General features: G+C 47.7%; 30 protein-coding genes. 13 read left to right on the top strand and 17 right to left on the bottom strand.

What is annotated here, in order from left to right; genetic code table 11:
* The first annotated feature begins 70 nt into the window (after nucleotides 1–70).
* The gene (locus BBR47_RS10215; protein WP_012685698.1) at nucleotides 71–1288 is read left to right on the top strand and encodes an MFS transporter; all 1218 of its coding nucleotides are present in this window, start codon (nucleotides 71–73) and stop codon (nucleotides 1286–1288) included.
* The gene (locus BBR47_RS10210) at nucleotides 1285–1731 is read left to right on the top strand and encodes a GNAT family N-acetyltransferase (protein ID WP_012685697.1); all 447 of its coding nucleotides are present in this window, start codon (nucleotides 1285–1287) and stop codon (nucleotides 1729–1731) included. The genes BBR47_RS10215 and BBR47_RS10210 overlap by 4 nt, the downstream gene beginning before the upstream one ends.
* Nucleotides 1732–1778: 47 nt before the next feature.
* Here the strand turns inward: BBR47_RS10210 and BBR47_RS10205 are convergent, their stop codons facing one another.
* From BBR47_RS10205 to BBR47_RS10180, 6 genes are all read right to left on the bottom strand, one after another.
* Nucleotides 1779–1967, bottom strand: a complete 189-nt coding sequence (locus BBR47_RS10205; protein ID WP_012685696.1) for a hypothetical protein — start codon at nucleotides 1965–1967, stop codon at nucleotides 1779–1781.
* Between the two features lie 13 nt (nucleotides 1968–1980).
* Entirely contained in the window at nucleotides 1981–3033 is a 1053-nt protein-coding gene (locus BBR47_RS10200) for a DNA polymerase IV (protein WP_012685695.1), read from the bottom strand.
* A 73-nt stretch (nucleotides 3034–3106) separates the two neighbouring features.
* Nucleotides 3107–3547 carry a peroxiredoxin gene (locus tag BBR47_RS10195; RefSeq protein ID WP_012685694.1) on the bottom strand — a complete coding sequence of 147 codons (441 nt, stop codon included), beginning with the start codon at nucleotides 3545–3547 and terminating at the stop codon, nucleotides 3107–3109.
* A 17-nt stretch (nucleotides 3548–3564) separates the two neighbouring features.
* Nucleotides 3565–4056: a hypothetical protein gene (locus BBR47_RS10190; RefSeq protein ID WP_012685693.1), complete on the bottom strand. Its 492-nt coding sequence runs from the start codon at nucleotides 4054–4056 to the stop codon at nucleotides 3565–3567.
* A 148-nt stretch (nucleotides 4057–4204) separates the two neighbouring features.
* Complete coding sequence (locus BBR47_RS10185) at nucleotides 4205–4942, bottom strand: gamma-glutamyl-gamma-aminobutyrate hydrolase family protein (protein WP_041749355.1); 738 nt, start codon at nucleotides 4940–4942, stop codon at nucleotides 4205–4207.
* Nucleotides 4943–4969: 27 nt separating this feature from the next.
* Nucleotides 4970–6595, bottom strand: coding sequence for a peptide ABC transporter substrate-binding protein (locus BBR47_RS10180; RefSeq protein ID WP_012685691.1), 1626 nt, complete (start codon nucleotides 6593–6595; stop codon nucleotides 4970–4972).
* Nucleotides 6596–6705: 110 nt separating this feature from the next.
* On the opposite strand from BBR47_RS10180, the gene BBR47_RS10175 reads away from it, so the two are divergent.
* Nucleotides 6706–7518 (top strand): serine hydrolase, encoded by an 813-nt coding sequence (locus BBR47_RS10175; protein ID WP_012685690.1) that lies wholly within the window; start codon nucleotides 6706–6708, stop codon nucleotides 7516–7518.
* Between the two features lie 106 nt (nucleotides 7519–7624).
* Here BBR47_RS10175 and BBR47_RS10170 read toward each other — a convergent pair whose 3' ends face one another.
* From BBR47_RS10170 to BBR47_RS10155, 4 genes are all read right to left on the bottom strand, one after another.
* Nucleotides 7625–8920 (bottom strand): phytoene desaturase family protein, encoded by a 1296-nt coding sequence (locus BBR47_RS10170; RefSeq protein WP_012685689.1) that lies wholly within the window; start codon nucleotides 8918–8920, stop codon nucleotides 7625–7627.
* Nucleotides 8921–9200: 280 nt separating this feature from the next.
* On the bottom strand, nucleotides 9201–10331 hold the full coding sequence (locus BBR47_RS10165; protein WP_012685688.1) for a virulence factor: 1131 nt from the start codon (nucleotides 10329–10331) through the stop codon (nucleotides 9201–9203).
* 102 nt (nucleotides 10332–10433) lie between these two features.
* Nucleotides 10434–11294 carry a GNAT family N-acetyltransferase gene (locus BBR47_RS10160; protein ID WP_012685687.1) on the bottom strand — a complete coding sequence of 287 codons (861 nt, stop codon included), beginning with the start codon at nucleotides 11292–11294 and terminating at the stop codon, nucleotides 10434–10436.
* A 22-nt stretch (nucleotides 11295–11316) separates the two neighbouring features.
* Nucleotides 11317–12075, bottom strand: a complete 759-nt coding sequence (locus BBR47_RS10155) for a DUF4931 domain-containing protein (protein WP_012685686.1) — start codon at nucleotides 12073–12075, stop codon at nucleotides 11317–11319.
* 202 nt (nucleotides 12076–12277) lie between these two features.
* Here BBR47_RS10155 and BBR47_RS10150 point away from each other — a divergent pair, with 202 nt between their 5' ends.
* Both BBR47_RS10150 and BBR47_RS10145 read left to right on the top strand, forming a co-directional pair.
* Nucleotides 12278–12523: a hypothetical protein gene (locus BBR47_RS10150; RefSeq protein ID WP_012685685.1), complete on the top strand. Its 246-nt coding sequence runs from the start codon at nucleotides 12278–12280 to the stop codon at nucleotides 12521–12523.
* Nucleotides 12524–12600: 77 nt separating this feature from the next.
* Complete coding sequence (locus BBR47_RS10145) at nucleotides 12601–12972, top strand: L,D-transpeptidase (protein ID WP_012685684.1); 372 nt, start codon at nucleotides 12601–12603, stop codon at nucleotides 12970–12972.
* A gap of 44 nt (nucleotides 12973–13016) precedes the next feature.
* Here BBR47_RS10145 and BBR47_RS10140 read toward each other — a convergent pair whose 3' ends face one another.
* The 4 genes from BBR47_RS10140 to BBR47_RS10125 form a co-directional block, all read right to left on the bottom strand.
* The gene (locus tag BBR47_RS10140) at nucleotides 13017–13238 is read right to left on the bottom strand and encodes a hypothetical protein (protein WP_012685683.1); all 222 of its coding nucleotides are present in this window, start codon (nucleotides 13236–13238) and stop codon (nucleotides 13017–13019) included.
* 90 nt (nucleotides 13239–13328) lie between these two features.
* Complete coding sequence (locus tag BBR47_RS10135) at nucleotides 13329–15245, bottom strand: ABC transporter ATP-binding protein (protein WP_012685682.1); 1917 nt, start codon at nucleotides 15243–15245, stop codon at nucleotides 13329–13331.
* 264 nt (nucleotides 15246–15509) lie between these two features.
* A complete protein-coding gene (locus tag BBR47_RS10130; RefSeq protein ID WP_012685681.1) occupies nucleotides 15510–16232 on the bottom strand; it encodes an NAD-dependent deacylase in 723 nt (240 codons plus the stop codon).
* 101 nt (nucleotides 16233–16333) lie between these two features.
* Nucleotides 16334–17089, bottom strand: a complete 756-nt coding sequence (locus tag BBR47_RS10125) for a cupin domain-containing protein (protein ID WP_012685680.1) — start codon at nucleotides 17087–17089, stop codon at nucleotides 16334–16336.
* 178 nt (nucleotides 17090–17267) lie between these two features.
* Between BBR47_RS10125 and BBR47_RS10120 the strand changes: the two genes are divergently transcribed.
* The 6 genes from BBR47_RS10120 to BBR47_RS10095 all read left to right on the top strand — a co-directional run bounded on the left by BBR47_RS10120 (nucleotide 17268) and on the right by BBR47_RS10095 (nucleotide 21598).
* Nucleotides 17268–18053 carry a metallophosphoesterase family protein gene (locus BBR47_RS10120; protein WP_012685679.1) on the top strand — a complete coding sequence of 262 codons (786 nt, stop codon included), beginning with the start codon at nucleotides 17268–17270 and terminating at the stop codon, nucleotides 18051–18053.
* Nucleotides 18054–18222: 169 nt separating this feature from the next.
* On the top strand, nucleotides 18223–18651 hold the full coding sequence (locus BBR47_RS10115; RefSeq protein WP_012685678.1) for a disulfide oxidoreductase: 429 nt from the start codon (nucleotides 18223–18225) through the stop codon (nucleotides 18649–18651).
* Nucleotides 18652–18654: 3 nt separating this feature from the next.
* Entirely contained in the window at nucleotides 18655–19125 is a 471-nt protein-coding gene (locus BBR47_RS10110; protein WP_012685677.1) for a thioredoxin family protein, read from the top strand.
* A 174-nt stretch (nucleotides 19126–19299) separates the two neighbouring features.
* Nucleotides 19300–20169 carry a cytochrome c oxidase assembly factor CtaG gene (ctaG, locus tag BBR47_RS10105; RefSeq protein ID WP_012685676.1) on the top strand — a complete coding sequence of 290 codons (870 nt, stop codon included), beginning with the start codon at nucleotides 19300–19302 and terminating at the stop codon, nucleotides 20167–20169.
* 34 nt (nucleotides 20170–20203) lie between these two features.
* Nucleotides 20204–20815 (top strand): SCO family protein, encoded by a 612-nt coding sequence (locus BBR47_RS10100; RefSeq protein WP_012685675.1) that lies wholly within the window; start codon nucleotides 20204–20206, stop codon nucleotides 20813–20815.
* A 6-nt stretch (nucleotides 20816–20821) separates the two neighbouring features.
* The gene (locus BBR47_RS10095; protein WP_012685674.1) at nucleotides 20822–21598 is read left to right on the top strand and encodes a FixH family protein; all 777 of its coding nucleotides are present in this window, start codon (nucleotides 20822–20824) and stop codon (nucleotides 21596–21598) included.
* Here BBR47_RS10095 and BBR47_RS30840 read toward each other — a convergent pair.
* Entirely contained in the window at nucleotides 21587–21859 is a 273-nt protein-coding gene (locus BBR47_RS30840; protein WP_041749354.1) for a hypothetical protein, read from the bottom strand. The two genes, BBR47_RS10095 and BBR47_RS30840, sit on opposite strands and share 12 nt — an antisense overlap.
* 281 nt (nucleotides 21860–22140) lie before the next feature.
* Complete coding sequence (locus BBR47_RS10085; protein ID WP_012685672.1) at nucleotides 22141–23307, bottom strand: UDP-N-acetylmuramoyl-tripeptide--D-alanyl-D-alanine ligase; 1167 nt, start codon at nucleotides 23305–23307, stop codon at nucleotides 22141–22143.
* A gap of 154 nt (nucleotides 23308–23461) precedes the next feature.
* On the opposite strand from BBR47_RS10085, the gene BBR47_RS10080 reads away from it, so the two are divergent.
* Nucleotides 23462–24529 (top strand): CapA family protein, encoded by a 1068-nt coding sequence (locus tag BBR47_RS10080; RefSeq protein WP_041749353.1) that lies wholly within the window; start codon nucleotides 23462–23464, stop codon nucleotides 24527–24529.
* A gap of 150 nt (nucleotides 24530–24679) precedes the next feature.
* A complete protein-coding gene (locus BBR47_RS10075) occupies nucleotides 24680–25648 on the top strand; it encodes a GNAT family N-acetyltransferase (protein WP_012685670.1) in 969 nt (322 codons plus the stop codon).
* A gap of 68 nt (nucleotides 25649–25716) precedes the next feature.
* On the opposite strand, the gene BBR47_RS10070 is transcribed toward BBR47_RS10075, so the two are convergent.
* A complete protein-coding gene (locus BBR47_RS10070; protein WP_012685669.1) occupies nucleotides 25717–26220 on the bottom strand; it encodes a CarD family transcriptional regulator in 504 nt (167 codons plus the stop codon).
* Between the last annotated feature and the right edge of the window lie 65 nt (nucleotides 26221–26285).

Here is a 26285-nt window from a genome sequence, read left to right as displayed (position 1 = left end):
CCACGATATCGTTCTTTGTAAGAAAACCAATAAAACAAAAATAGTTTTTATAGTTAAGAGGTGTTCCATCATGTCCATTTTTACACAAATGACCAAACAACAACGAATCGGACTTTTGTTTGTCATCCTGATCCTTTTCATCGATATGCTACTGTATAGCTTATTGATTCCGATTGTTCCTTATTTTACGGAAAAGCTGCAGCCATCCTCTACAATGATGGGCGTGCTGTTTAGCAGCTATGCGATCGCAATGCTCATTGCCACTCCTATTTTCGGACCGATATCCGATCGGATGGGCAGACGGACCATGCTTTTGATCGGTTTGCTCGGTCTTGCTGCTTCCACGTTGTTGTTTGCTTTCTCTGAAACAATGGGCTTGTTGATTACCGCGCGTTTTGTTCAAGGTATTGCTGCTGCGGCTACATGGCCAACTGCCCTTGCCCTCTTGGCGGATTTGTTCCCATCCAAAATGCGCGGAACTGTAATGGGAATTGCATTGACGGCGATTTCGACCGGTACATTGCTCGGAGCGCCGATTGGCGGATGGCTGTTTGAAATCAGTGACCATCGCATGCCTTTTCTGGCAGCAGCAGCCTTTACCGTAATCAACATTGTGCTGGTCTACTTGTTCTTGAAGGAAGACGCGACGAAAACTGTCAGCGAAAAGCTTCATGTCGGTGGATTCATCCGCAATCCGCAAGTCATCTTTATCGCTGGGATCGTCCTGTTGGCTGAGATCTCCCTTTGCTTGCTGGAACCGACGTTACCCGTATTTTTTACAGAGAAACTCAGCATGACGCCGACAACGATTGGTCTTTTGTTTGGGGTCATGACACTCGCGTACGGAATGATCGCCCCAGTTGCCGGCTCTCTTTCTGGCCGCATGAATCCGTATAAACTCATGTTTGGTGGAATCATGACGTTGGCTGTGTTTCTGCCATTTTTAGCGTGGGCCGACTCCCTCTGGCAGGCAATGCTCGCAATGGCCCTGATTGGAGCCAGCATTGGTTTCACCTTATCGCCTACCTTGGGTACGTTAGGGGCCATTATTGACCAAGGAGGCAGCGGTGCATACGGCACAGCCTACTCTCTTTTTAATATGTTTCACGGGATCGGAATGGTTGCAGGCCCACTGGCAGGGGGAATTTTGACGGATTTACTTCCTGTATCGTCTGCCCTCCTAATCGTCGCAGCATCCATACTTGGCTTCGGCATTTTACTATTTGTCCAATTAAAAGCAAGCAAATCCACCAGCCTCAGTATCAAGGAAAGCGAGATGAAATTTTGAGCTTGTCGATTCGTGAAATTACGAAAGAAAATTGGCGCCAAATTGCCAGCTTGACTGTAACAGAAGGTCAACACGCCTTCATCGAAAGCAACTCTTTTTCCATCGCCCAATCAGGGTTTGAACCGGAATGGATATCATGCGGTCTGTATGACATGGACATCGCTGTCGGTTATGCCATGCACGGGATCGACGTAGAGAATAGCCGAATTTGGCTGGATCGCTTTATGATTGATGGTCGCCATCAGGGGAAGGGTTACGCCAAAAAGTTTCTGCGCATGCTCGTTGAAGAAATGGGCAGACGCTACAGTTGTACGCGCATTTACTTGAGTATTCATCCTGAAAACGAGTTCGCTCGCAAGCTGTATGAGTCGTTAGGCTTTACCTCCAATGGCGAAATGGATGGACCGGAGGAAGTGATGGTCCTCGACTTGACAATGGAATAGAAAGGCACCTCCTCTGTCGATACGGACGAAGGGGGTGCCTCTTGTCGTTATCGTTTACTTTTCCGTGCTTCCATCAGTCGCTTGACCTTCTCAGTCGGAGTCCAGCATTGGAATCGATAGTCCGGACGCGTCTCATAGGTCAGACGAGAACATCGATAGCTGACTCCTCCCGTACCTTTCTCCACGCGAAAATGGATACAGGTCGCACAGCAATGAAAGGCATTCTCTGTCTCCACTGTTCTCCCTCCCTTACCTCCCCAGCTTCCACGAAAACATCGAGAGCTGTTCGTACCGCTCCCCTTGCTGCTCGGCAAAATTCGAAAAGCCTACACCAACTAATCGAACGCCCGCTGTATAGTCAAAAGCGTCGAGCAAATCGTCCAACAGCTCCTGCCAATTAGCCCCAGCCACAGCCTTGTGCTGCTTGGTTCGTTGGGTAAAGTCCGCGTACTTGATTTTTAGCGTAATCGTCTGGGGCTCGACCCCTTCTTCTCGGATATCCTCTTCGACCTCACGCAAAAGGGAGGTAGCAATCGGCGCAATCGCATCTCTGTCAAACAAATCAAAGGGCAGAGTCGTTTCGCGGCTCGATGATTTCGGCGCGCGGTCCATCTCAATTTCGCGATTGTCTTCTCCCCTCGCCCGGTAATAGAGGGAACGACCGAACTTTCCAAATAATGTAGTGGCCTCATCGAGTGAAAGCCGCCAAAAATCCTCTACCGTCTCAATCCCCTTTTTCGCGAGCAGCTCTTGTGACTTTTTGCCGACTCCATGCAAAGTGCCAATTGGCAACGGCCGCAGCACATCCAAAGCCTGCTCTGGTCGGATGATGACAAAGGCATCCGGCTTTTTCAAATCACTGGCAATCTTAGCCAATGACATATTGTAGGAAAGTCCGATGCTGCAAGTAAGTCCGGTCTCTCGTTTGATTCGCCTCTTGATATCGCGGGCGATGGGTACCGCATTCTCATAATGGGACACGTCCAAATAAGCCTCGTCTAGACCCACTGTTTGATAACGTTCTGTATAAGAAGTAAATATCTGTCTGACTTCAGCAGATTTTTCGATATAACGGCTATAGCGGACAGGCAAATAATAGCCTTGCGGACATTTCTTCCTCGCCATGGCGACAGGCATTGCGGAGCGAACACCGTATTTTCGTGCCTCGTAGCTACAGGTCGATACGACACCTCGATTGCCAGTTCCCCCGACAATGACCGGCTTCCCCCGAAGTTCAGGACGATCTAACTGCTCTACACTCGCGAAAAATGCGTCAATATCCAAGTGAAGAATTTTTTTCATAGGGATAACCACCAAACATACATTCTCATTTCTATTATCCCTGTTTTGGTCCATTGACGCAAGCGAGAACGTCCTAGGCTTGGTTTTCGATTACCTGTAGCAGCTCTGATACTGGAGGATTTCCTTTTTTGGCGTAGATGATCGTTCCGTTGTTGCCTATGATATACACAATACGTTGCTGGAAAAACAATCCGAGAACCTTGCCGACATCATACGCTTTTCGAATGGATTCGTCTTCATCCACGATCAATGGAAATTCATAACGGAACTTATCAGCAAACGAGCGCTTTTTGTCCATGCCACCGGGATTGACACCAAAAACGAGGGTATTTGCTTGTTCGATTTTCTTGTAGTGATCCTGAACCGCACATAGCTGCTTCGTGCAAATCGGGGTATCATCGCCCGGATAGAAGATGAGGACAATATTTTCTTTGCCGATGTGATTCCTAAGATCAATGGTTCCTTTTGTGCTCGTCGCCGTAAAGACGGGAGCCGAGTCTCCGACCTTTAACATTTCTCTCACCTCTATCCTCAGTATACAAGGGCTTTCGGAATGTCAAAATTCATTCGCCCATCCCGATACTTTGTGAACGGATCTTTCTCCTCCCCCATAATCCATACCTTTCCTTCCCATACATGTACGGTTTCAGCATGTTCAAATCTTTGTCCACCCTGCTCAACTTCAAACTTCATTTCAAGAAAGGCAGTATGCCCATCTTCGTATCTAATCTTTGTGATCTCAAAGTCTTTCATTTTATACTGTTGAGCTTGTAAGAAGGCGACCTTTTTCATATAAAATTCTTTCGCTTCATGGTTACTTAACGTTGTCCCATCAACTGGGTGCCTGCCGTTAGCATCATAAAGATAAAGCATCTCGAAAGCCGTTGCGTAGTCTTCATCGATTAGCGCTTGATAATAATTTGTGGTTATCATTTTCATTTCGCGTTCAGCAAAATACTCTGCGAAAAGAAACCTTGGAAAAACGAGTAGAAAAAGCAAAATAACAACAATTATTTTCTTCAAATACTCACCTCACGAAAATCCAGTCTCTTACGTGAAGTTCGATTCTGCTTGTCATTTATCCTTGTTTCCCTACACTTCTACGGGGAAGCCCTCCCACACGCAAAAAACCGCTCTGGGCAATCCCAGAACGGTTTCTCTCATTACGACTCTAGTTAGTCACTTGCAGCTTCAACTGCTTTATCCGAGCAACAAATGCCTCGGCAATCTTCAACATGTCGTCGTCGTGTGCCCACATCCGTTCTGGATGCCACTGTACGCCCACATGTAGCCCGTCGAGGCTTTCCATCGCCTCAATCACACCATCAGCCGCGCATCCTGTGACTTTGAAGCCCGGTGCTATGTCTTTGACTGCTTGGTGATGAGAGGTGTTCACGAGCACCTCTGTCTTTCCGAGGGCATCCGCTACAAAGCCAGGTTGCAGCGTAATCTTGTGCGCCCCGTATTGCCGTGACCCCTTCTGTGCATGCTGTAATGCTCCTGGTACTTGACTCGCGATATCTTGAATGAGGGTGCCGCCACACGCCACATTCAAAATTTGCATCCCGCGGCAAATGCCCAGGATTGGCTTTTTCAGCTCCAACGCAATCTTGATAATCTCAAGCTCTGTGATGTCTCTTTCGTAATTGATATCGCCCAGCCCTTGCAGCGGGTCTTCGCCGTACAAATGCGGCGCAGGATCTTCACCACCGGACAAAATCAAGCCGTCCAGCGATTCGATCATCTCACGAAACGGAGCATCCTGAATCGTCAGCAGTGGCAAGATCAGTGGAGTACCGCCACTGCGCGCAATTCCGTTCACATAGCCTGAACCTACATAGAAAAACTGGTCGAGATCGTTCTTCGGAAAATACATTTTCGTACATGCCACACCAATGATCGGACGCACGCCAGTCACTCCCTCATAGATTCATGATTACTTTTGATTGGAAGCGTACTTGAAATCGATGAACCCGAGTGCATCTACTACCACATCTTTAACGCTATCCTGCTTCACCCACGCATAGGTGAAATAGTAGATTGGCAACGCAGGCATTTCATCCATGACGATTTGTTCAGCCTTCTTGAGGATTTCCTTGCGCTTCGCTACATCCCCTTCTTTCGCAGATTGCGCGAGCAAATCGAGGAATTCCTTGTTTTCCCATTTGGATGTATTCAGTCCACCCTTGAAGACTTCCAGGAAGTTGATCGGATCGTTGAAATCGCCAATCCAGCTACCACGACCGATGGTGAAGTTCCCTTGCTTCATGTCCTCACGGTGAACCTTGTTCTCTTTGTTAACCAGTTTGACTTCGATGCCAAATGCTTTGCGCCATTGATCCTGAATGACTGTCGCAATACGTGAATTAACCTCTGATGTATTGTATGCAATCGTGATCGGTGGCAACTCTTTGATCCCCGCTTCTTTCATACCTTCCGCCAAGAGCTTCTTCGCGGTCTCTACATCGCCGTCTTTGATGTAGCCTTCTGGCGTGAGTGCCATGGTCGGCGGGAGAATACCCGTCGCTGGCGTGCTCTTGTATGGTACGACATTATCGGAGATTTCCTGACGATTGACTGCCGTAGCAAATGCCTGACGAATCTTTTTGTTGTCAAACGGCTTTTGCTTCGTATTAAAAATGTACCAGTACGTACCCGCTGTTGCTTGAGATTGCATCTTTCCGGATTCTTTCAGCGCATCTAGCGCATCCAGTGGCAAATCGCCCAGTGGTGAGCCCGCCCAATCCAGATCACCTTTTTCAAACATCGACAGCTCTGTATTGGCATCCTCGATCATGTTCAACGTCAGCTTGGACAATTTGACAGCGTCCTTATCCCAGTAAGAATCGTTCTTTTCGAATTCGATCTTTGATTTGTGCTCCCAATTTTTCAAGCTGAATGGCCCGTTTGAAATGTACGTCTCTGGCTTCGAAGCCCACTCTTTGTTGCCCTCAACCGCTTTTTTGTTGACCGGGAAATAGGTGACAGACGCAACCAGTCCCGGGAAAAACGGCGCCGGGTTTTCCAGCGTAACCACCAGCGTCTTATCGTCTGTTGCCTTTACGCCGACATCTTCGGCTTTTGCCTTGTTGGCGTTAAAGGCTTGCCCATTTTTCAAATAGTACATCTGATACGCGTAACCGGAAGCGGTTTTCGGGTCGAGAACCCGTTTCCATGCGTATTCGAAGTCATGAGCCGTAACCGGATCTCCATTGGTCCATTTGGACTCCCGCAGATGAAAGGTATACGTGAGACCATCAGCGGAAACCTCGTACTTCTCTGCGACCGCCTCTTTTAGCTCGCCTTTTTCATTCAGGCGCAGGAGGCCATCAAATGCTGCACGGGCAACAGACATTGAAGGGATATCTTCTGCCAGTCCAGGATCAATCGTGCTTGGCTCACCTGAGTTCAGGTTGACCTGCATTGTTTGGGGGGCGCTACTCTGCTCCTGCTTCGCACCTGTCGTCTCCCCCGTGTTGCTTGCTTGCGGTGCTCCACAACCAGCGAATGCTAAACTGGTTAACAGAACAGCACAAAATGATAGTTTCTTCCACTTATGCAACAGCAAAACCCCCATCTTTGAATAATTCTTCTTGATTGTTAGGAGCATGACTAAATAATATTATCTTGAGAAAATTTTGTCTACATCGAAACAAAAGGAGATGGGTCTACATGTTATCCAGTCTTTTTGCCCAAATATCCAGTCTGATCAAGGACGCTGGCGGGGAATGGGGAATCTTTTTCGAAGATTTGCAAACCGGCGAAACCTTATCCATCAACGAAGATCAGCGCTTCTATGCAGCCAGTGTGATCAAAATCCCGATCATGACAGCTGTTTTTGCAGAGGCGTATGCAGGCAAGTTTGCCTTCGAGGACAAAATCAAGCTGCGTACAGACGATCTCGTTGGCGGTGCAGGTGTTCTTCAGCATATGACTCCCGGCACCGAATTTACGATTCGCGACCTGGTTACCCTGATGATCATCCAAAGCGACAATACGGCGACGAACATGATGATTGACCTCGTGGGGACAGAGAGCATCCGTAACGCGATGCAAAAAACCGAAATGAAAAACAGTCAATTCCACAACAAGCTTATGGTCGTCCCAGCCGAATTGGAAGGATACAATGAGGTGACGGCAAAAGACATGGGAAGCCACCTCCGCTACTTGGCAACAGGAAAAATCATCTCCTACGACAGCTGTTTAAAAATGGTCGCCATCTTGAAGACTCAGCAGCACCGTGAGCGCATCCCCTTCCTTTTGCCTGACCCGGACGGTGATGTGATCGGGACGATTCCGAAATGGGAATTCGCCAACAAGACTGGCTCTGTAACCAAAATCACGCATGATGTCGGGATCCTCTACATCGGTTCACACGCTGTCACCTTGTCCATTTTAAACAAGGGACTCGAGCAAAAGGATGCTGCCAACGTCATGGCGCAAATCGGCAATCTCGTTTATCACGCATATAGTCAGAAAGCGTAATCCATGTGGCCTGCCATCTCCATTGGCGGGCTTTCTCTTTATAACGTTGAATGAGAAAAAACAAGCAGGCATTCCTTTCTCCAAGGAACACCCGCTCGTCATCGACTTATTCTTTTTCCAAAATCAGCTTGGCAACGTTCATCGCGCTAGAGAAAGACAGCTCAGACAGTTGGCCTTGTCCTTCACACCAGTCACCCGCAAAGAACAGGTTGCGGTAATCCGGCATGAAAATCGGCATTGGCTTCTGATTCATGGTCCATTTGATCTCCTGTACGACTGCACGAGCAGAAACGCGCGGCACAACCAGTTGCTCACGCCAGCCTGGGAAATGCTTGTCATACAGGTTTTCAATCTCTTGTTTGCGGATTTCGGCCGCTTCCTTGTTTCCTACTTCATCCTGACGCATGTAAGCAGTCGCCTGCAGCAACTGCCCGCCTTCAGGTACACAAGTGCGGTCATAATACGAAATATCGGTAATGAAAATATTGTTTGCTTTTTCGTAGATGTAGGAGAACGGTACGTCAATTCGCTCTTTCAAGCCAATGTCATACACCATAACAACCGTTGGCTCGTATTCAGCATGCTGTGCAACCGCATGCTCCAGGCGCGTCTCCGCAAAGACCTTCGCCATCTCCTTCGGCGGGATACAGCAAATAAATTCATCCGCCGTAAATTCGCCCTCCGGTGTCACCACTCCAACCACACGGTCATTCTCTACGTGGAACTTTTCTACTTTGGTTTTGATCAGAATCGTACCCTGATTTGCTTCAATCACACGCACGAATTCATTGATCAGTGCTTGCCAGCCGCCACCGATATACGCTACCGGTTTATTCGTTGTAAACAAACGGCTGTAGTAAGAAAAGAAAACGTCAGAAGGAATCTTTTCAGGCTCACGCGTGAAGAAGTTGGAAGAAGCAAGCGTCAACATCATTTCTCGCACTTCTTCGTTGACTTGCTTTTTCTCCATCCACTTTTGAATCGACATATGTGGATGGCCTTTCTCCATTTTTAGCATCGTTTTCAAAATCTCAAACGTGAACAATACTTTGTCCATACCTTTTAAGAGCTTCGTTTGGAAAAGTCCTTGTACATTCGCCGGAACTGCAGTCAGATCGCTACCAATATCGTACTTGGCTTTCGTCGGATTGAAATCCTGCCAATCGATGTTCAGACCCAATTCTTTTTCAAACGTTCTCAAAACGGAGCTGTCGCGAGCATAAATGGCGTGGGCACCGAAGTTGAAGTTAAATCCTTTGATCTTCAGTGTAACGGCACGTCCACCCAATTGACCGCGTTCCAAAACTGCAACTTTTTTGCCTTTCGACGACAGGTAGGCAGCGCTGGAAAGACCAGCAAGTCCTCCACCTACAATAACAACGTCATAGTGATTGGTTGTCATACACAATCTCCCCTACGCACTAGCGATGTTGAATACATAAACTAAACCCTATCCTAGTCTAAGGGATGGATAAGGTGGAAGTCAACTATTATTGAACTGTGTCTATTTTTATACTGACTTATACCAATATTTACCTAATGAACCAGCTTGTTTACCGCTCTTCTTGAAGCAGTATGCCCCGCTATCCGCTGTATATCCAACCAACGAGAACACCACAAAAAAGCCCTCTCTAGCAGGAATCTGCTTGATAGAGGGCTCAAACGCAACGGGAAGGAGCGAACTAATCGTTTCGCCGAGTCATTTGCTGCCAAACGGTACCGCTTGCCGCCTCGCCGCTTTCAATGCGCTGGACGGCCATTTGGACTTGCAAGCTGACCTCGAACTCGGGATCGTTCTGTGCGGCACGCAAAGCATCCAAGGCCGTTTCATCCCCCACCTCAAACAAGTAACGTGCAGCACGCCAGCGTACCAACTTGTTTTTATCCTTCAACGCCTCACACATCGGCAGAATTGCGCGTGTGTCACCTAAGTCAGACAAGGTATCCCCCGCTGTGCGTCGTACAGAGACGGAATCATCGCGGAGCGCTTCAAATAGCAGCGGGAAGACATCATCCCCGCCAATCATGCCCAAATACACAACGGCCAGCCTGCGAATCGACGGCTTGCCATCACGAAGCGCTTTTTCTAAAACAGGCAAATCCTCTTCAGTAGGCTCCATTCGATCCAGCGCTTCATATCTTTTTTGCCAATCCGGATCATCGAGCATCTCCAGCGTAACGACTTTCTTTTCACGCACGACTGGCTCTGGGGTTTCCCCGGGACAAAGCGCCATAGCCTGTTCCACGATTACTTCCACACGGCTCTCCGGATAGGAGGCATCGACTTCCAGTGCGACCTCCTCACCAATCTCGCGCAAATCGCCATAGCGTACGCCATGCTCGACCCATTTTCGCTCCATGATGAGGTTAGGCGACGCAGATCCTGCCCGCACGGCTGCCTGTCCAAAACGCTCTGGCAACGCTGCACGAATCTGCTCCGTCCCCATGGTCACCTTGACCTGCATCGGAACTCCACGGAACATTTGAATGTACACTTGCGCCTCTCCAAATGCCCCCGCATCTTCGGCAGACAGGTCAGGAACAGCCGCTCCTCCACCTGCATGCAAAACCTCGCGCGCGACCGTCAAAATACGTTGCCAATCTGCATTGGACTTTCGCTCCAGCGCAAGAAAATCTGCCGTATGAAAAATGGAGGTAACCCCTTCGATCTCCAAGAGCTTGTTCATGAGTTCTGGTGCTTTACTCGTATCTTTCTTTGTATAGACATGTTGGACCCCATCCGGCAAACGCTCGTCTACATTCAGCTTCATGACGTTTGGACTCGGCGTCGGTTCGATGGACAACAGTTTCATAATGAGTCACTCCTTTTTACAGCACACTTGCTTTCTCTTCTATCGTAGCATGTATCCTGATACGTTTTCCAACCTGAGAGATAGTGAAAAGCAGTTTGCCCCCTACAACGCCAGCTTATAGTAATCATTGGCCGACTTTACGAAAAAGCCGCATGATTCATACAGCCCCAAAGCATTGCTGTTTTCACAGGCTACCTCCAGTGATATGTTCTGGTATCCTTCTTTCCCCAGCATCTCGATCGTTTGCGCCAAAGCCTGGCGTCCATATCCTTTCCCTTGGTAATCCGGGTGGACACAAAATCCATAAATAAACGCCTTGCCCTCATCCTTGTTCACGCTTATTTTGCCAATGGCCTTATCATCGACAATCATCAAATGCGTGGTGGCCTTTGGATCACCCGCCATGTTTTCGGCCATTTCCCTTGCACGTTCTTCCTCCATTTGAAAGCCATGGACGTTTAGCCAAATCAATGTTTCGTAGTCACTGGCGATCTCCGGTCGAAGCAGCACGTTTTCAGAAACCGTTGCTCTTTGCTTCTCTCCCAAATCCATCCAATATTCCGAGAATTGGTATTCACTGCCGATTCGCTCCATCAACGACTTACCGTTTTCCGATTCTCGCTGAACAATAAACAACTGCGCCGGAATGCCTCTTCGTCTGCATGCATCTGCGGCTTGTGCTTGCAACGCTGTGAATATGCCTTTTCTTCTGTAGGCTGGGTGGACCATGCCGCTCACTTCTGCCTCACCGCCATGAAACACGTAGAGGCCCAGAAAGCCAACCAGCTTTCCATCCGCATAACAGACAAAGTCCTCTTCATGCTCTCCCGAACGCTTTTCCAGCATTCCCGGGTTTACTTTGAGATCAATCCCATCCTGCTCATTGCAAATCCCAACCAATTCTTTAATTTGTGCCAGTTCCTCTGAGGTGAGTGTTTTTCTTGCCGAGATCGTATACGTCATCGCGTAAGCACCCTTTCTATGATTAGAAGTATCGTCGTTGCAATTGGGCGACCATATCCTCCAAATTATTGGCGACCTGCGGAATCGAATAGCCTACGTAAAGAGGCGAGGTAACAAATCTCGGAACCACTTTGGCGATCAGCTTTTCTCCCCAATGGTAAAAGAAAAAATTATAGCTTTGATGACGAGGATTGACATGAGTCAGTATCCAATGTGCTAAAATTTGTAAGTAGTCTGCCATTTTCGGCAGTCGATCAAAGTCCGAAAGAATGACATTGTATTCAAAAAAACCTGCACGCGGATGCGTAGACAGATTGCACTCAACCCCCGCCTCTTGATCGATGGTCATGCCAATAAAATCACTGTCTTTTACTTGATCCAGATAGTCAAAGTCGTTTAATCCGACAATTTGCATGTGCGGATGGCGAATGCTCCCTCCGGAATACGGACCGTGGTTCTTGAAAAACAGAACGGAACGATAAGACTTGCTTTGCTCCATTTCAAGCCACTTCTCTACCCCGAATGCCAGCAATGCACGTACATGTTCTTTGGAATAGACAGACCAATCTCCTTGGCATTCATCCGTCTCAATCAAAACAGTCTGATGCGTATCCTCCAGAACAGGGAATTTGTTCATGAGCCAAATCATGGAGCCCCGCTGCTCCAAAACATCGGTGAGACTGTTTCGATCACAAAAAGGACAAGCCGTTTCCGTGTTGTTTACACTCACTGGCTTTTTTCTGCCTATTTGCATGTTAAAGTGCAAGTGCGTCTGCTTCATTCCCTTGTCCCTCCAGTTTGTGCTTACTTCCACTTTACACGCATTTTCTGGGAAAATCATGACGTTTTTTGCCTAGACGACACTTTTAAAAACGCAATTAGGCTGCCTATTTTTCAATGACTATGGCGTTTGTTTCTTTTTTTATCTCAAATGTTTTACATACAATGGGAAGCAGTGAAACCTGGAAAGGTGTTGGAATTGGATGGAGAGATCATTTTATTATCCTGTTAGCTGGAGTGAGGCTCAACATTACAAAACGTTGCTTGATCAAGAAGGAGTCCCTTATGAAATTCAATCCCCGCTCGATTTGCCTGTCTTGGAAGAAGGTAAGCTCGCCATCGTCTTTCCTTCCATTCCATTACGGATGTACGTCTGGGTGCGAACCTTGTTCTATCGTGACGGACTACGCTATCCAGATACGTTTTCATTAGATTTCAAACTACATTAATCATCAGAGAAAAGGTACCGGTTCCGTTGGTTTTCATAAGATGGTATAAGCGGCATTTCGTATCGTTTGTGGGGGAGGTGAAGAAGCTGCCGTCCTACAACATCCGCATCTCGATTGCGAAGCTACGGCTCGACCTGTTCGATGGGAACCGACTCATCCGTTCTTATCCTGTTGCCTTGGGCAAAATTGCCACATCGACACCACGAGGGGATTTTACCATCATCAGCAAGGTTCCCTATCCGAATTCCTATCCGGGAGGTCGTTTGAGTGCTTTCGGCACCTTATGGATGGGACTAAGTAAGCCACACTATGGCATTCACGGTACGAACGATCCTTCTTCTATTGGCAAGTATGTATCTCACGGCTGTATTCGCATGTTCAATGAGGACGTGAATGCGCTGGCAAAAATCGTGCCCATAGGTACGCCCGTTCGAATCAGACAGCAATAAATAGAAACAAAAGACCCGCCCTTTTAAACCAAGGCGGGTCTTCTTCACATAAGATGAGTCTTTTTCGTTCTTTCTGCTTCCGTTTCATCCGATTCCAAGTATACAAGAAATCTTCTCGCTTGCTTGTACATGATCGATAACGTCATTTCCCTGATCTTGTTCATGATCACTTCTTTATCCTCTGGATGCACTTCGGAAGAGAGCTGATGTTCTTGCAGCTCTAGGTAAGACATCACCCATTCCGGGTCTAACTTATAGGCAGGCAACGACAGCGACTCCTCTACTCTAGTAATCTACTCTAGTCTACAGGTGGATGCGTCGGATTCCCAGCCCTCAATTACTGGCTACGTCACTAATTATTTCCCTTGCTCCAATTCCTCTACCATTGCAGATAATTCCGCCCAACGCTCAATAGTTGCTTCCAGCTCTGCTGCCACTTGCTGTTCTTCTGCATAGAGCTTTTCAATTTTGCCGTAATCGCTCCCAGACGCTGCAATCTCTTGTTTTAGCTTGACGCTGCGCTCTTCCAAAGCCGCGATCTTGCCTTCAATCGCATCCCATTCCTTCTGATCCTTGTAGGACAGCTTGCGCGTGCGATTGTTGCCGCGATTAGCCCCGCTGTTGCTTTGCGCCTTTTCTGCCTGTTGATCCGCTTCTTGCACTTGTGTTGCCTTTTCCTGACGTCTTTCTTCCAGGTACTCGGAGTAGTTGCCGTAGTAATGACGAATGTTTCCTTGCCCCTCAAAAGCAAACAAATGGTCTACGGTGCGATCGAGGAAATAGCGGTCATGCGATACCGTGATGACTGCGCCGGGGAACTGCTCGAGATAATCCTCCAAAATACTGAGTGTTTGAATATCCAAATCATTGGTCGGCTCATCTAAAAACAGCACATTCGGCTCTCCCATCAACGTACGAAGCAGATAGAGACGTCTGCGCTCTCCCCCAGACAAGCGGGAAATCGGTGTCCATTGCATATGCGGCGAAAACAGGAACCGCTCCAGCATTTGCGAAGCTGTGATCGATTCTCCGTTGCTCGTCTGAATGACCTCTGCGGCTTCCTTTACATATTCGATGACGCGCAGCTTTTCGTCCATCTCGACACTATCCTGCGTGTAGTAGGCAATTTTTACGGTCGTCCCAATTTCCAATGAACCGCTATCTGGTTGAATTCTTCCTGCAAGCATGTTCAAGAGCGTCGTTTTTCCGCTTCCATTTGGCCCGATAATCCCCACACGATCACCCGGCAGGACAATATAGCTGAAATCGTTGATCAGTTTTCGCTCACCGTACGCTTTATGGATGTTTGTAAGCTCAATCACCTTTTTACCGAGACGACTGGCCCCGAGTGCCATTTCCATCTTGGCAGCCGGTCCATCTACAGCTTTATCTCGTAACTCCTCAGCCCGTTGCACACGCGCCTTTTGTTTGGTCGTCCGTGCTTTTGCTCCGCGACGAAGCCATGCCAGCTCGCGTCGAAGCAGATTTTGCCGCTTGCTCTCTACGGCCGCTTCATTTTCTTCACGCTCTGCTTTTTTCTCCAGGAACATCGCGTAGTTGCCTTCGTAGCTATAGAGGTTGCCGCGATCCAGCTCAAACGTGCGGTTCGTCACGCGATCCAGGAAGTACCGATCATGGGTGACGAGCAGCAAAGCGCCCTTGTATCGGGACAAATACTCTTCCAGCCACTCGACTGTCTCGTTGTCAATATGGTTCGTAGGCTCATCCAAAATAAGCAGGTCTGCTGGTTGGATCAAAGCACGTGCCATGGCTACACGCTTTTTTTGCCCACCAGAGAGCTCTCCTACCTTTTGTGAGAAATTGTGCAGGCCAAGCTTGGTCAGGATCATTTTGGCTTGCGTATTGCTCTCCCACGCATCAGCCGCATCCATCCGGTTTTGAACAGCAAACAATCGCGCCTGTTTTTTCTCATCGTCAGGCGATTCCTGAACAGCCTCTAGCGCTGTTTCATAATCACGCAAAAGCTGAATGAGTGGGGAATCGCCGTAAAATACTTGTTCCAGTATGGAGGAGTTTTCGTCAAAATCAGGATTTTGCGGCAAATACTCCACATGGAAATGATTCGCGTGAACAATTTTTCCGCTATCCGCTGTATCCAAGCCTGCCACAATTTTCAGGAGCGAGGATTTTCCCGTACCATTAACACCGATCAGACCAATACGCTCTTGCTCGGCAATATGAAAGGAAATGTTATCAAACAATTCTTTTTCTCCATAACCTTTGGAGAGGTTTTCTACTGATAATATTTGCATGAACGTCACCTGTTCTTTTCTATTTGCTTATCGAGAAGCCATATGAATCTTACACTCGATGGTATCATGTTTTTCGCGCAAGCTCTAGGGTGATTCAAATGGATAGACCAAATATTGGAAAACAGCCTCATTAATGGTAAAATATTGAATATTAAGTAATAATGACTCGTAGACAAAAATACAATAGGAAGCGTCACCAGCAGTAAGGCAGGTTAACGAGCCCAAACAGAAGAGGCGTACTCTTTTCATCGAGCACGCCTGCTTTTATTCTCCTAATGACTGCCCTACTCTTTGCAACACGTCGCCGATCCGTTCCTTTTGGATGACCTCATCTGCCCACGCATCCAATGGGGTGGGTTCCTGATTGACAATGACCAGTTTGGCTCCTCTTTCTTTTGCATGCTGCGGAAACCAATTAGCTGGACTCACGGTTAGTGAAGAACCTAACACGATGAACAAATCGGCTTGTTCCGTCCACGCGATGGCCTGATCGACTTGGGCTTGCGGCAAAGATTCGCCAAACAGGACAACACCCGGACGCAAAAAGCCTCCGCATGCGCAAATCGTCCCTTGATCCTCCAGATAACATGTATGGGCATACTCGGTCCCGCAGTCTAGACAGCGGATTTTCGCAAGGGAGCCATGTAGTTCGGCTACTGCTAAGCTTCCCGCCGCTTGATGAAAGCCATCAACATTTTGTGTAATGATCCCATGAACGAAGCCACGGCGCTCCCATTCTGCTAACCATTCGTGCCCGGCGTGTGGCTTGCAAGACAGTAGCCCTTGAATGCGCATCTGATAAAATTCCACAAACGCTTCCCGATTCTCCATCATCGCGCGTGTACTCGCGAGTTGCATCGGATCTTTGCCACGCCATAGCCCCGACTGTGAACGAAAATCAGGCAAGCCACTCTCTGTCGACATGCCTGCTCCGGTGAATACGACGGTAAAGGAAGATGTCCGTAACCAGTGTGCCAGATGTTCCATCATGGTCTCCCCACTTCTTTGAAAATGTTCTTCTTCTGATTGTAATAGAAGAATACCAGATTTAGGAGACCTGCCCATCAGAACACGATTTTTCTTTCTCTTTAATAGGATGGATAAACGGGCTGTGGCGGATATCCGGTATGGGAGGGATTCGTGCCATATTGCGGATAACTGGTCTGCTGTTGATAGACTGGGTGCTGTCCATACCCACCCTGCTGCATGTAGTTGGTATCGTAATAACCGTAACTGTCTGGCAAATGACTCGAGTAACCATAGTACGGGTACTGGCTTGAAGCAGCTCTATCTGGCAACGGCCCCTGCTGCTGACATCCTACTGGCGGACCAATCACAACGGTTTGGGTAAGAGGCGCAAATGTTTCTTGTACCTTTGCTTCGTCTAAACAATACGTATGTGCCCACACACTCGCAGGAGTCAATCGTAATATATCGGAGCCAAAGATCACCTCAGGTACAGGCGCATCAAAAATAGCCAGTAGATGCGTATCGTCTGTCAAGGCCATTTCATAATGCCACCAGCCCTGCGGGATATTGGCAACTTGTCTCGGTTTTATATGGTAGTTGAGCAATTGATTAGTAAAAGGATTGATCAAGGACACAATGGCTTCACCAGCGATGCAATACACCAGTTCTGCTGCATTTTGATGAATGTGTGGCTCGACAACATTTCCGGTTGTCAGGTAAATATCTAGCAGCGAACTGTTGCCCAATGTATTTAATTGGGCGATCCCCAAGGCATCGATGAAATTCCGATCGTCCTTTTTGAAAAACAGATTATTTTTCATATCGTACGTGAACTGCGTATTTGGCGATGTATAGTCGCGATAAGAAGTAGCCATCTTTCGTTTGTTCCTCCCACCGTATGGGTATTTGACTCATTATGCATCTCTATTCCTATTCACAAAAGATGTGCACCCATTTATACACCTAGGAAAGAGACACACCCTTTCACCCTCCACTTTGCACAAACATATCCTACTAATAGGCAAAACGGGCAATCGAGGAGGGTGATCTTGTTTGGCTACTTATTTGGTCTCGGACATACATGGTCAGAATCAGGCTTTTCAAAAGGCGCTACGGGACGTTTCCTTCTCCCCCCAAGCTGGTGATCGTCTGTTCGTATTGGGGGACATGATCGATCGAGGACCTGAATCAAAGGAAGTATTGCTCGATTTACTCACTCTTCGGCAGACGTATCCGAACCAAATCTATCTCATAAAAGGCAACCACGAGCAAATGCTTGTAGATTGGCTATCCGGCAACGGCAATCCGGAGTTATACCTGCGCTACAACGGCGGCGATGCCACCATTCGTTCATTCTTAGAGAATCACCCGCTTCGGCGAGCTTTTCTTAATCGGGTGCCTTCTTTGCAGGAACAAGAAGAAGCACGGCAATTTATCCTTTCTCGCTACCCAGCAATTTTGCCAGCCTTGTCGTCTCTTCCTTTGTATATAGAGCTACCAGCCGATCCGCGAACAGGGGCTCCAGCTGCACTTTTGGTACACGCAGGCATTCGACCCGGCGTCCCCTTGCAGGAACAAAATCCGCATGATTTACTATGGATTCGCGAGCCTTTCTACCAGAATTATGATGGAGAACTCCCTGTCATCTTTGGCCATACCCCTGTTCCAGGATTGCCTCAATACGCTGGCAGCGGTCCTTGGCGCAGAGACAATATGGTCGGCATTGATGGTGGCGCAGGATATTGGCGAGGCGTCATGCTCGTCGAATGGCCTTCGCTACAAACCACTTTCGTACCGATTCGGGAAAGGCAATCCTCTCCACACGTACGGGTCTACTGATTATGGTCGGGAAAACGGAGAGCTTTCGCACTGGTTTCTACCTGCTGCAAGCGCATCGGGTAGTGCAACCAGTATGATGCAGGAGACAAGCCCATACTTTCAACAAATTATTACTTTTTATAATCTACTTTCGATTTGTAATATGTTAAGATATGGACGAGGTGTTTATATGAAACGTCAGCAAATCGTGGAACAAGCCATGTTTGCCGCATGGGGAGTCTCCCTCATCGCAACAGGAGGCAGTTTATTTTTTTCAGAGGTGTTAAAGTACATACCGTGTGACCTGTGCTGGTACCAGCGAATCTTGATGTACCCGCTCGTCATCTTACTGGGGGTTGCCTCCGCAAAGAAAGACGACAAGATCGCGTCGTACGCCTTGATTCTCTCCATTATCGGAGGACTCACATCGCTGTATCATTACTCGATTCAAAAAATACCTGCCCTTCAAGATCTCGGCAGCGCTTGCGGCATTGTGCCATGCAACACGGACTATATTAACTGGCTAGGGTTTATCACGATTCCGTTCCTTGCTCTCATTGCCTTCGCCTTGATCAGCATCCTGCTTGTCATCGTTATAAAAAATGCAAAGGAGAAATGATTCATGAAGAAAGTCATCGCTCTATCCATCCTTGTGGCTGCGCTCCTGATCGGTGCGATTGTGTACGCTGACATTTCGAACCGTCAGCTTGCGGAAGGAAACCCTTATGGTAAAGCCAATTTGCACCCCGCTACTCTCGAACAATTGAGTGACCCACTATATGATAATCTCATTATGCCTAATGAGCTTAAAGGTAAGCTCGATAATCAGGAGGACGCGTTTGTTTACTTTTACAGCCCGGTTTGTGAGCATTGCAAAGCAACTACCCCCGTCCTTGTACCGATCGTGAAAAGCTTGGACATCGATATGAAAAAGCTCAATTTGCTGGAATTTAACGCCAGCTATGGTGAATACAACATCGAATTCACTCCGACCCTCGTTCATTACAAGGGCGGCAAGGAAGTGGCGCGACTCGTCGGTGGACGGGAAGCGAGCGAATGGAAAACTTGGTTGGAAGAACAGAAAAAATCATAACGTGTGGCAGCCTCCCTCGATTTGCGGGAGGCTCTTTTCATATTGGACATACGTGACAAATATGTGAAGAATTCCGTTCCCTTGGAAGAAATAGCCCGAACGAGTCATTAGGCTTTTCCAGTTATTTGCCTATAATGGGTACTGGGGATAATCCTTGAAAACGGAGGTAATCGAATGACCCTCACCTATTTCACTGAAACCTTTGGCTTTCGGGCGACATGGAATCCAGAGCTGATTCTATTGACTTTCTTGATTGGTCTGGCTTATTTCTCGCTGACTGGACCATTACGCCAAACGTTTCAAGATTCCACACCTGTCACACGCAAGCAAAAGACCTTTTTCACTCTCGGCTTACTTGGTTTTTACTTTAGTTTGGGGAGTCCCTTGAACGTAGCTGGGCATTTTTTGTTTAGCGCCCACATGCTACAGCAATCATTGCTTTATCTCGTCATGCCCTTGCTGCTCTTGGCAGGTACCCCGTCATGGTTGATTCGCTCCCTGTTCTATCGCCGAGGGCTCAAGCTTTTCATGCGCATAGCGAGTCATCCGATCCCTGCTATTCTCATGTTCAATGCCCTGTTCTCGTTTTACCATATGCCTGTTATTTTAGACTTGGCAATGAACAACCTGGCCCTACATAATTTGATTCATTTACTGCTGCTGGTGACTGCGATTTTGATGTGGATGCCTGTTATCGCACCGATACCGGAAATTCACCGTCTGTCAGAACTGCAAAAGCTTGCCTACATCTTTGCTAACGGCGTTTTGATTACACCTGCTTGTGCACTGATTATTTTTTCAGCAACACCTTTGTATACGACATATGTAGACGGTCCTTCCATGCTCTGCGCTCCATTCTTTTCCGCGCCGATCGACAAATCGATGTTCGCCGTCCCCCTTCTCCCTTTGGATGATCAACGACTCGGCGGAATCGTGATGAAGCTCATGCAGGAGCTGACGTACGGAGTTGTCCTGGCTTACATTTTCTCTACCTGGTACCGAAAAGAAAAGAATCAGGAAGAGGACGGCCTCATAACGCCATAGCCAAAAAGAATGAGAAAGGAGGCGCTACTCACACGTGAATATCGCCCCTGCTACCGCTATCCGAATCAGACGGTTGCTCTTGTTGTTACCCGTCCTCGTCCTTGTTGCTCTTGTCGCTTCTTGGGTTTGGTTCGGGCCCAAAAATGCCCAGGCGAAATTGCCAGATGTAACTCTGCAAACTATCGATGGACAACCCTATTCGCTAGCACCGCAAAAGAAAACCTTTCGCTTGGTGGAGCTAATTTATACCCGTTGCCCGGATATTTGTCCCACGACAACCATCAAAATGGTTCAGCTGCAAAAGCGCTTGCTCGAAGCAAATCTGATGGGGCAAGACGTTGAGTTTTTGACCATCACGATTGATCCGCAAAACGACACTCCTGATGTCATGCGCTACTATGGCAAGCAGTTGGGGATTCAAGAGCACGGTTGGACCCTGCTTCGTGGTGATGACGAAACGATCAAAACGGTTACAAATTCGCTTGGCTTTTTTGCCAATAAGATGGATGATGGATTTATCTCTCATACATCGAGTACGTATCTCGTGGATGATAACAATGCTGTCATTCAAAAATTCGGGATGGGTGACGATTTCGATCCCGATCAAATTTATCAGGAACTGTTGAAATTAAAAAAGGAAGGGTAATCCAACATGAAACGTACGATGATTCTGCTCTTATCCATGCTTCTGCTCCTCTTAGCCGCTTGTGGAAAAGAGAACGAGCAACAAGCTTTTCAACCCGGAGCTCCCGTTGAGGCTGCCTTTACATTGGAACCAAAGGAGCTTGTAGCAGGCGACACGGTTACCTTCTCTGTTAAAGTCACTCAAGATGGCCAACCCGTGGATGATGCCAAGGAAGTGAAATTCGAATGGTGGAAAGATGGGCAAGAAAAGCATGAAACGATCCCGGCTTCGCTGCAAGGAGACGGTGTCTACACGGCCCAACAAACCATGAACGAGCCAGGTTCTTATTTTGTCTACTACCATGTAACGGCACGAGATTTCCACAATATGCAGAAGACACCTTTTACCGTAACCAACAAAGCAGGTGAAACTCCTGGGCCTGGGGCGACGCCCGTGCCAGAAGCTGGTGCAGATCCGTCACACGATCATGGAGCGACAGGCCACGCGAATGCCGAAACAGTAGATTATCATTTCTCCCCAGCCGACAATATCAAAGTAGCAACACCAACTGCCCTCACTGTTCATCTCATGAAGGACAACAAAGCGTTGGACAAAGCGACAGTCAAGTTCGAGTTCTGGAGGGGAACTGACCAAAAGCATAGCTTCGTCGACGCAACGGAAACTGCGGCTGGTCAGTATGACGGCAACGTACAGTTCCCTACTGCTGGGGATTATACAGTCAAGGTCCATGTGGAAAAGGGAGAAATTCATGATCACAAGGATTTTTCACTTTCAATAAAATAAGAACACAAAATAAAGCGGCCATCCTCCCAAGGAATGGCCGTTTTTCTTGTAAATTTGGTTAGCAAGTAAAATAAGCGATTCGATGCAAGTCTGTCCCGTAATACTCCCAACGATATCCAGTCCAGCGATATCCAGATACAGAGTTACGACTGACATAGACGGGGTAAAACCAGAAAGAACGACCATTCCGCAACCATACGTACGTGTAGCGATATAAGCAGGGATAGAATCCTCCAGCATCAATCCGGCGTGTTCCCCCATAGCCACTTGCTCCTGGTGCACTTGGCGTCCTGCTGGGTGGAGGACCTGGTGGTGGCGGGGGGAAACCTCCCGGTGAACCAGGGGAACCAGGGGAGTCTGGAAAACCTGGGGAACCATCTCGGCCGCCAGGGGGAAATTGATATGACATGACGTGTCACCTCCTACTAGTCTCCCTATAGGAAATGCAGCAAACGCACAGATGGTATGTGCGTTTGACCGCCGTCATTCACCTATTTTTTCCGCAATAGCCTGTATATAAATCCGCAGGCGCCCCCACTCTTTCATCCTTTCCGAGCACCTAGATTGGCAGTTACCCTGCACAAAAATTGTACAGTCTCTCCCATTTTCAACCGATTCGATCCTTTTACGAGAAAGGCTGTATCTGGCTTCAGCTGTTTTGCTAGACGCCGATGCAAGCCTGCCTTACTCAAGCAATGCCTCACCCGATTTGCCGGAAATCCGGAGCGAATCGCTGCTCTTGCAATATACCTCGCACTATTTCCCAGCGTATATAAGTAGTCTACATTTTTTTGACTCAAATATATCCCGACATCCTCATGACCTTTGACGTCGTATTTTCCCATCTCTAGCATACTGGCGAGCACGGCGATCTTTGTGGTATGCCCGACCTGGCTTAACACATCAATCGCTGCCTTGGCCGCATCGGGATTCGAGCTGTAGGTATCATCCAGCACCTGAATGTTATTTGCGAGTCGATAACTGGTAAGGCGTTTTCTCTGTCCGCGAAACTGGCTTAACCCGCGACGAATGTCATCGACGGGAATCCCCATCGTATGTGCGACTGCAATAGCAGCTAACGCGTTGTATAAATTATGCTCGCCAGGAATAGGAACAAAAAATGACTCCTTTTCTCCACGCAAAGAACATTCGAATCGAAACCCATTGCCTTCTATTTTCGTTCGCCCCGCCTTATAGTCCGCCTCCTGCTCCTTGCCAAATGTCACGATTTTTCCCGTGAACGACCCCAAGTAAGGCTGTTGAACAAACTCGCGAGAATAGGGACAATCTCTATTCAGAAAAACGGTTCCTGTGGGTTTCATATGGCGAATCAACTCCGTTTTTGCTAACGCCAGCTGCTTGGCATCACCGCCAAAATTTCCGATGTGAGCCGTGCCAATATTCGTGATGACTCCCATAGACGGCTGGATGATTTTGCAATGCTGTCGCAAATGACCGCTTCGATAAATTCCATACTCAAGCACTGCGGCTTTGTGCTCGTCCCGAATTCTTTTGGTATGTGCTCTTGTATTTCCCAGGAAGTTCTTGTTATACATCGATTTATATGTGGGCATGCGTAGACTTAAGATGCTGTAGATCATTTCCTTTGTCGTGGTCTTCCCTGCGCTTCCTGTCACAGCGATAACCGGCTTGTCGAGAATCAGCGTCTTTACAGGTACAGCAGCTCTTCTCTTCTTTTTCACGGGCATCACCCCTTTGCCTCGTTCTTCTTCTCACGATCAGCTTTCCTATTGTATGAACGGCATAGACAGCCTGTATAGACCATTATCTATGAAAACGTTCCGCTACTATCCAAATCAGAAGGACGACTTCTGGAATAGAGTAGAAGGGGAGGTGAAGCGCATGAAAAAGAAGGCTACGATCGCCGCTGTAGGCGACATCCTGATGTGGAAAGAGCAGGTGGCAACTGCCAGATTGCCTGGTACAGATCAATTCTCTTTTACCGATATGTTTCATCCCGTGGCACCAATTCTCTCAGCGGCGGATCTCACGATTGGCAATTTAGAAACCACTTTTTCCGGGAAAACACAGCCCTATCAAATCGGCTCGGCACGAACCGGTTACCCTCGCTTCAACTGTCCAGATGAATTGGCTCGGGACTTGAAAACATCTGGATTTGACGTATTGACTACAGTGAATAACCACTGTCTGGATGGCGGAGTAACCGGACTATGCCGAACCCTTGATGTTTTGGATCGTTACAAACTTGTTCATACCGGAACCTATCGAAGCCCCGACGAGGCAAATACCTACCTGATCAAGGAGGTAAACGGCATTCGCATCGCCATGCTTGCTTATACCTACGGGACAAACAAGCAGGTGATCCCCGCTCATACACCATGGATCGTCCGACTTCTTCATCTTGACACGATATTATCCGACTTGAGAAAAGTTCGTCCTCTGGTCGATGTCGTGATCATCTCCCTTCACTTTGGGATTGAATTCCGCTATACACCGACGACGCGCCAGCGGCAGCTCGTACAAAGCCTGCTCGACAATGGTGCTGATGTCATCCTCGGGGCTCACCCACATGTTCTGCAGCCTGTTGTCACTCCGAGTATCATGACTCCTCACGGGACAAAGAGACAAACATTAGTCGCGTATTCTTTGGGCAATTTTACATCAGAGAAAATGCTTTCGTTTGATCAATCCCAGTGCGGAGCAATCCTGCGATTTACTGTCGAAAAAGATGAGAGGAATCAGATTTCACTCGAGCAAATTTCCGTCATCCCGACGTTTTCGCAACGATATGTAAATCAAGGACGTATATGCTTTCGTGTCATCCCCATGCGTTCCTACTTGAAAAGCCCTGATCTGTATGTGCGACCCCTGCTGAGAAAAAAGCTCCAGCTGCTGTGGAGTCGGGCCATCCGCATCATAGGCAGGTCGCGGGGCGTATTGATTGAATAACACAGGAGCAAACGAGGGAGCGGGCAGTTTGCTCCTCCCCTTCCTCTTTTCCTACATAGACCACGATTGACGATTTACAGAACATTTTGGTAAAATTCATTTGTAACTAACAAAATAACTATGGATAGTTACAAAGGAGAGATGCCTTGCATGATCACCGTTCGCCGTATCGATTCGGAGGATTTACCTGCATTTCTGGCCTTCCCGGATCACCCTGCTTCCGTTCGGGATGATATCGCTGCTTATCTCGATAAAATGTTTACACAAGGAGCCATGCGTCAAGACTGGTGCTTCGTTCTGGAGGTACAGGGTGAGATCGCTGGTCGTCTTGCCTTCTGGACATTGCCTGGCAGTAAGCAAGCGACTGATTTGGTTTTGTGGGAGCTTCCATGGAAAGAAACAGAATGTTCTTCCCTCGGAGCTCATTTTTTACGCGAAGTCTTTACACTCATGGCTGGAAATCTATCGGAGAAAATCGGCTATGTTCTGGATTCCCCTTCCTCCTCTCCCCAATGGCAAACGGATCACCAAGAGCAAAGAAATGTTCTGGAGGCGCTCGGCTTTCAGATTAGCCGGGAAACAAACCGATTCGAATGGCATGCTTCGAACGAGGCAACTGCTATATCGTCAAAAGGAACGCATGATCTGATCTTGTACCGCAGTCTTCCTGAGGTCGGTGAGGCTGCATTTGTGGATGCCATCCTGCGTGTCTCGCAATTCACCCATGATCAACAAATAACAGAACAGCGCTTGGAAAAAGGCCCTCAAGTCCAAGCGCAGGAAATGTTCCAAGATTTGCAACAAATGAAATACGAACCCGAATGGTGGCAGCTTGCCTATACCGAAAAAAATGAGCTCATTGGATTTTTGATACCTACAGTCAGCCCTACCTTTGCTACGATTGGATACATCGGTGTTCTCCCCGAGCAAAGAGGACACGGCTATATTGATCAATTGCTGAAGCAAGCCACAGACGTTCTTGTACAAGCTGGCAAAACATACATCCGCGCAGATACCGATGTAAAAAACACGCCAATGGCCAAAGCCTTTTTACGTGCTGGTTATCACCAGTTTGCCAGTCGCCAAGAATTTTCCCTCGATCGCAGCTTGTTGCTCTAACAGACAAACAAAAAAGGGGGCGATTGCAGTAACAATCACTCCCCTTACTTCCCTTGTATAGACAATATTTATGGGACAATTTCAGACATTTCTGCTGGGCATACAGCTTGCTTTAGCATTTCTGTTGCCTGTTGCGTATCTACATCTTTTACCAATTCAATCTCACTAATGAGGAGCTGCTGCGCATTATCCAGCATCACTTTGTCACTCGTTCCCAACACTTTTTCTTTACTCATACCAACCAAATCGCGAATGACCTCAGATTGCTCGTAAATATCGCCACTCTTCATTTTTTCTGTATGAAGCTTGTAGCGCTGTGCTGCATTCAAGGCGGTGTCGCGTTGCCCCTCTAGCATGGCGGCCAAAACATTCTCTAGAATGTCGGCTTCGACCACCTTTCTGATACCAAGAGCGGACATCTTTTCAACCGGGACCATGATGTTTAACTCTTTCAGCGACATGTTGAGCACATAATAGAGGTGTTTTTCACCCAAAAACTCTTTCTCCTCCATCGCCTCGATTACGCCTGCCCCATGGATCGGATAAAAAACCTTGTCTCCAACTAGAAACATACGTCCACCTCCTTCAAAGCAATCTAAAGCCATTATAACACAAAAATCGAATTTAAAATTTTTTA

Origin of the sequence: Brevibacillus brevis NBRC 100599 (assembly GCF_000010165.1) — a bacterium.
Lineage (GTDB): Bacteria > Bacillota > Bacilli > Brevibacillales > Brevibacillaceae > Brevibacillus > Brevibacillus brevis_D.
Note: the sequence above shows the minus strand (reverse complement) of the source record. Positions and strands in the feature narration are given on the sequence as shown.

Excerpts from the sequence above, each read along its gene's own strand:
- BBR47_RS10110 (WP_012685677.1), top strand. The coding sequence starts at position 18,655 with ATGAAGAAAGTCATCGCTCTATCCATCCTTGTGGCTGCGCTCCTGATC.
- BBR47_RS10115 (WP_012685678.1), top strand. The coding sequence starts at position 18,223 with ATGAAACGTCAGCAAATCGTGGAACAAGCCATGTTTGCCGCATGGGGA.
- BBR47_RS10135 (WP_012685682.1), bottom strand. The coding sequence starts at position 15,245 with ATGCAAATATTATCAGTAGAAAACCTCTCCAAAGGTTATGGAGAAAAA.
- BBR47_RS10150 (WP_012685685.1), top strand. The coding sequence starts at position 12,278 with ATGGAGAGATCATTTTATTATCCTGTTAGCTGGAGTGAGGCTCAACAT.
- BBR47_RS30840 (WP_041749354.1), bottom strand. The coding sequence starts at position 21,859 with ATGGGGGAACACGCCGGATTGATGCTGGAGGATTCTATCCCTGCTTAT.
- BBR47_RS10080 (WP_041749353.1), top strand. The coding sequence starts at position 23,462 with ATGAAAAAGAAGGCTACGATCGCCGCTGTAGGCGACATCCTGATGTGG.
- BBR47_RS10070 (WP_012685669.1), bottom strand. The coding sequence starts at position 26,220 with ATGTTTCTAGTTGGAGACAAGGTTTTTTATCCGATCCATGGGGCAGGC.
- BBR47_RS10165 (WP_012685688.1), bottom strand. The coding sequence starts at position 10,331 with ATGAAACTGTTGTCCATCGAACCGACGCCGAGTCCAAACGTCATGAAG.
- BBR47_RS10155 (WP_012685686.1), bottom strand. The coding sequence starts at position 12,075 with ATGAAGCAGACGCACTTGCACTTTAACATGCAAATAGGCAGAAAAAAG.
- BBR47_RS10085 (WP_012685672.1), bottom strand. The coding sequence starts at position 23,307 with ATGCCCGTGAAAAAGAAGAGAAGAGCTGCTGTACCTGTAAAGACGCTG.
- BBR47_RS10125 (WP_012685680.1), bottom strand. The coding sequence starts at position 17,089 with ATGGCTACTTCTTATCGCGACTATACATCGCCAAATACGCAGTTCACG.
- BBR47_RS10215 (WP_012685698.1), top strand. The coding sequence starts at position 71 with ATGTCCATTTTTACACAAATGACCAAACAACAACGAATCGGACTTTTG.
- BBR47_RS10130 (WP_012685681.1), bottom strand. The coding sequence starts at position 16,232 with ATGGAACATCTGGCACACTGGTTACGGACATCTTCCTTTACCGTCGTA.
- BBR47_RS10075 (WP_012685670.1), top strand. The coding sequence starts at position 24,680 with ATGATCACCGTTCGCCGTATCGATTCGGAGGATTTACCTGCATTTCTG.
- BBR47_RS10175 (WP_012685690.1), top strand. The coding sequence starts at position 6,706 with ATGTTATCCAGTCTTTTTGCCCAAATATCCAGTCTGATCAAGGACGCT.
- BBR47_RS10160 (WP_012685687.1), bottom strand. The coding sequence starts at position 11,294 with ATGACGTATACGATCTCGGCAAGAAAAACACTCACCTCAGAGGAACTG.
- ctaG (WP_012685676.1), top strand. The coding sequence starts at position 19,300 with ATGACCCTCACCTATTTCACTGAAACCTTTGGCTTTCGGGCGACATGG.
- BBR47_RS10170 (WP_012685689.1), bottom strand. The coding sequence starts at position 8,920 with ATGACAACCAATCACTATGACGTTGTTATTGTAGGTGGAGGACTTGCT.
- BBR47_RS10095 (WP_012685674.1), top strand. The coding sequence starts at position 20,822 with ATGAAACGTACGATGATTCTGCTCTTATCCATGCTTCTGCTCCTCTTA.
- BBR47_RS10195 (WP_012685694.1), bottom strand. The coding sequence starts at position 3,547 with ATGTTAAAGGTCGGAGACTCGGCTCCCGTCTTTACGGCGACGAGCACA.
- BBR47_RS10200 (WP_012685695.1), bottom strand. The coding sequence starts at position 3,033 with ATGAAAAAAATTCTTCACTTGGATATTGACGCATTTTTCGCGAGTGTA.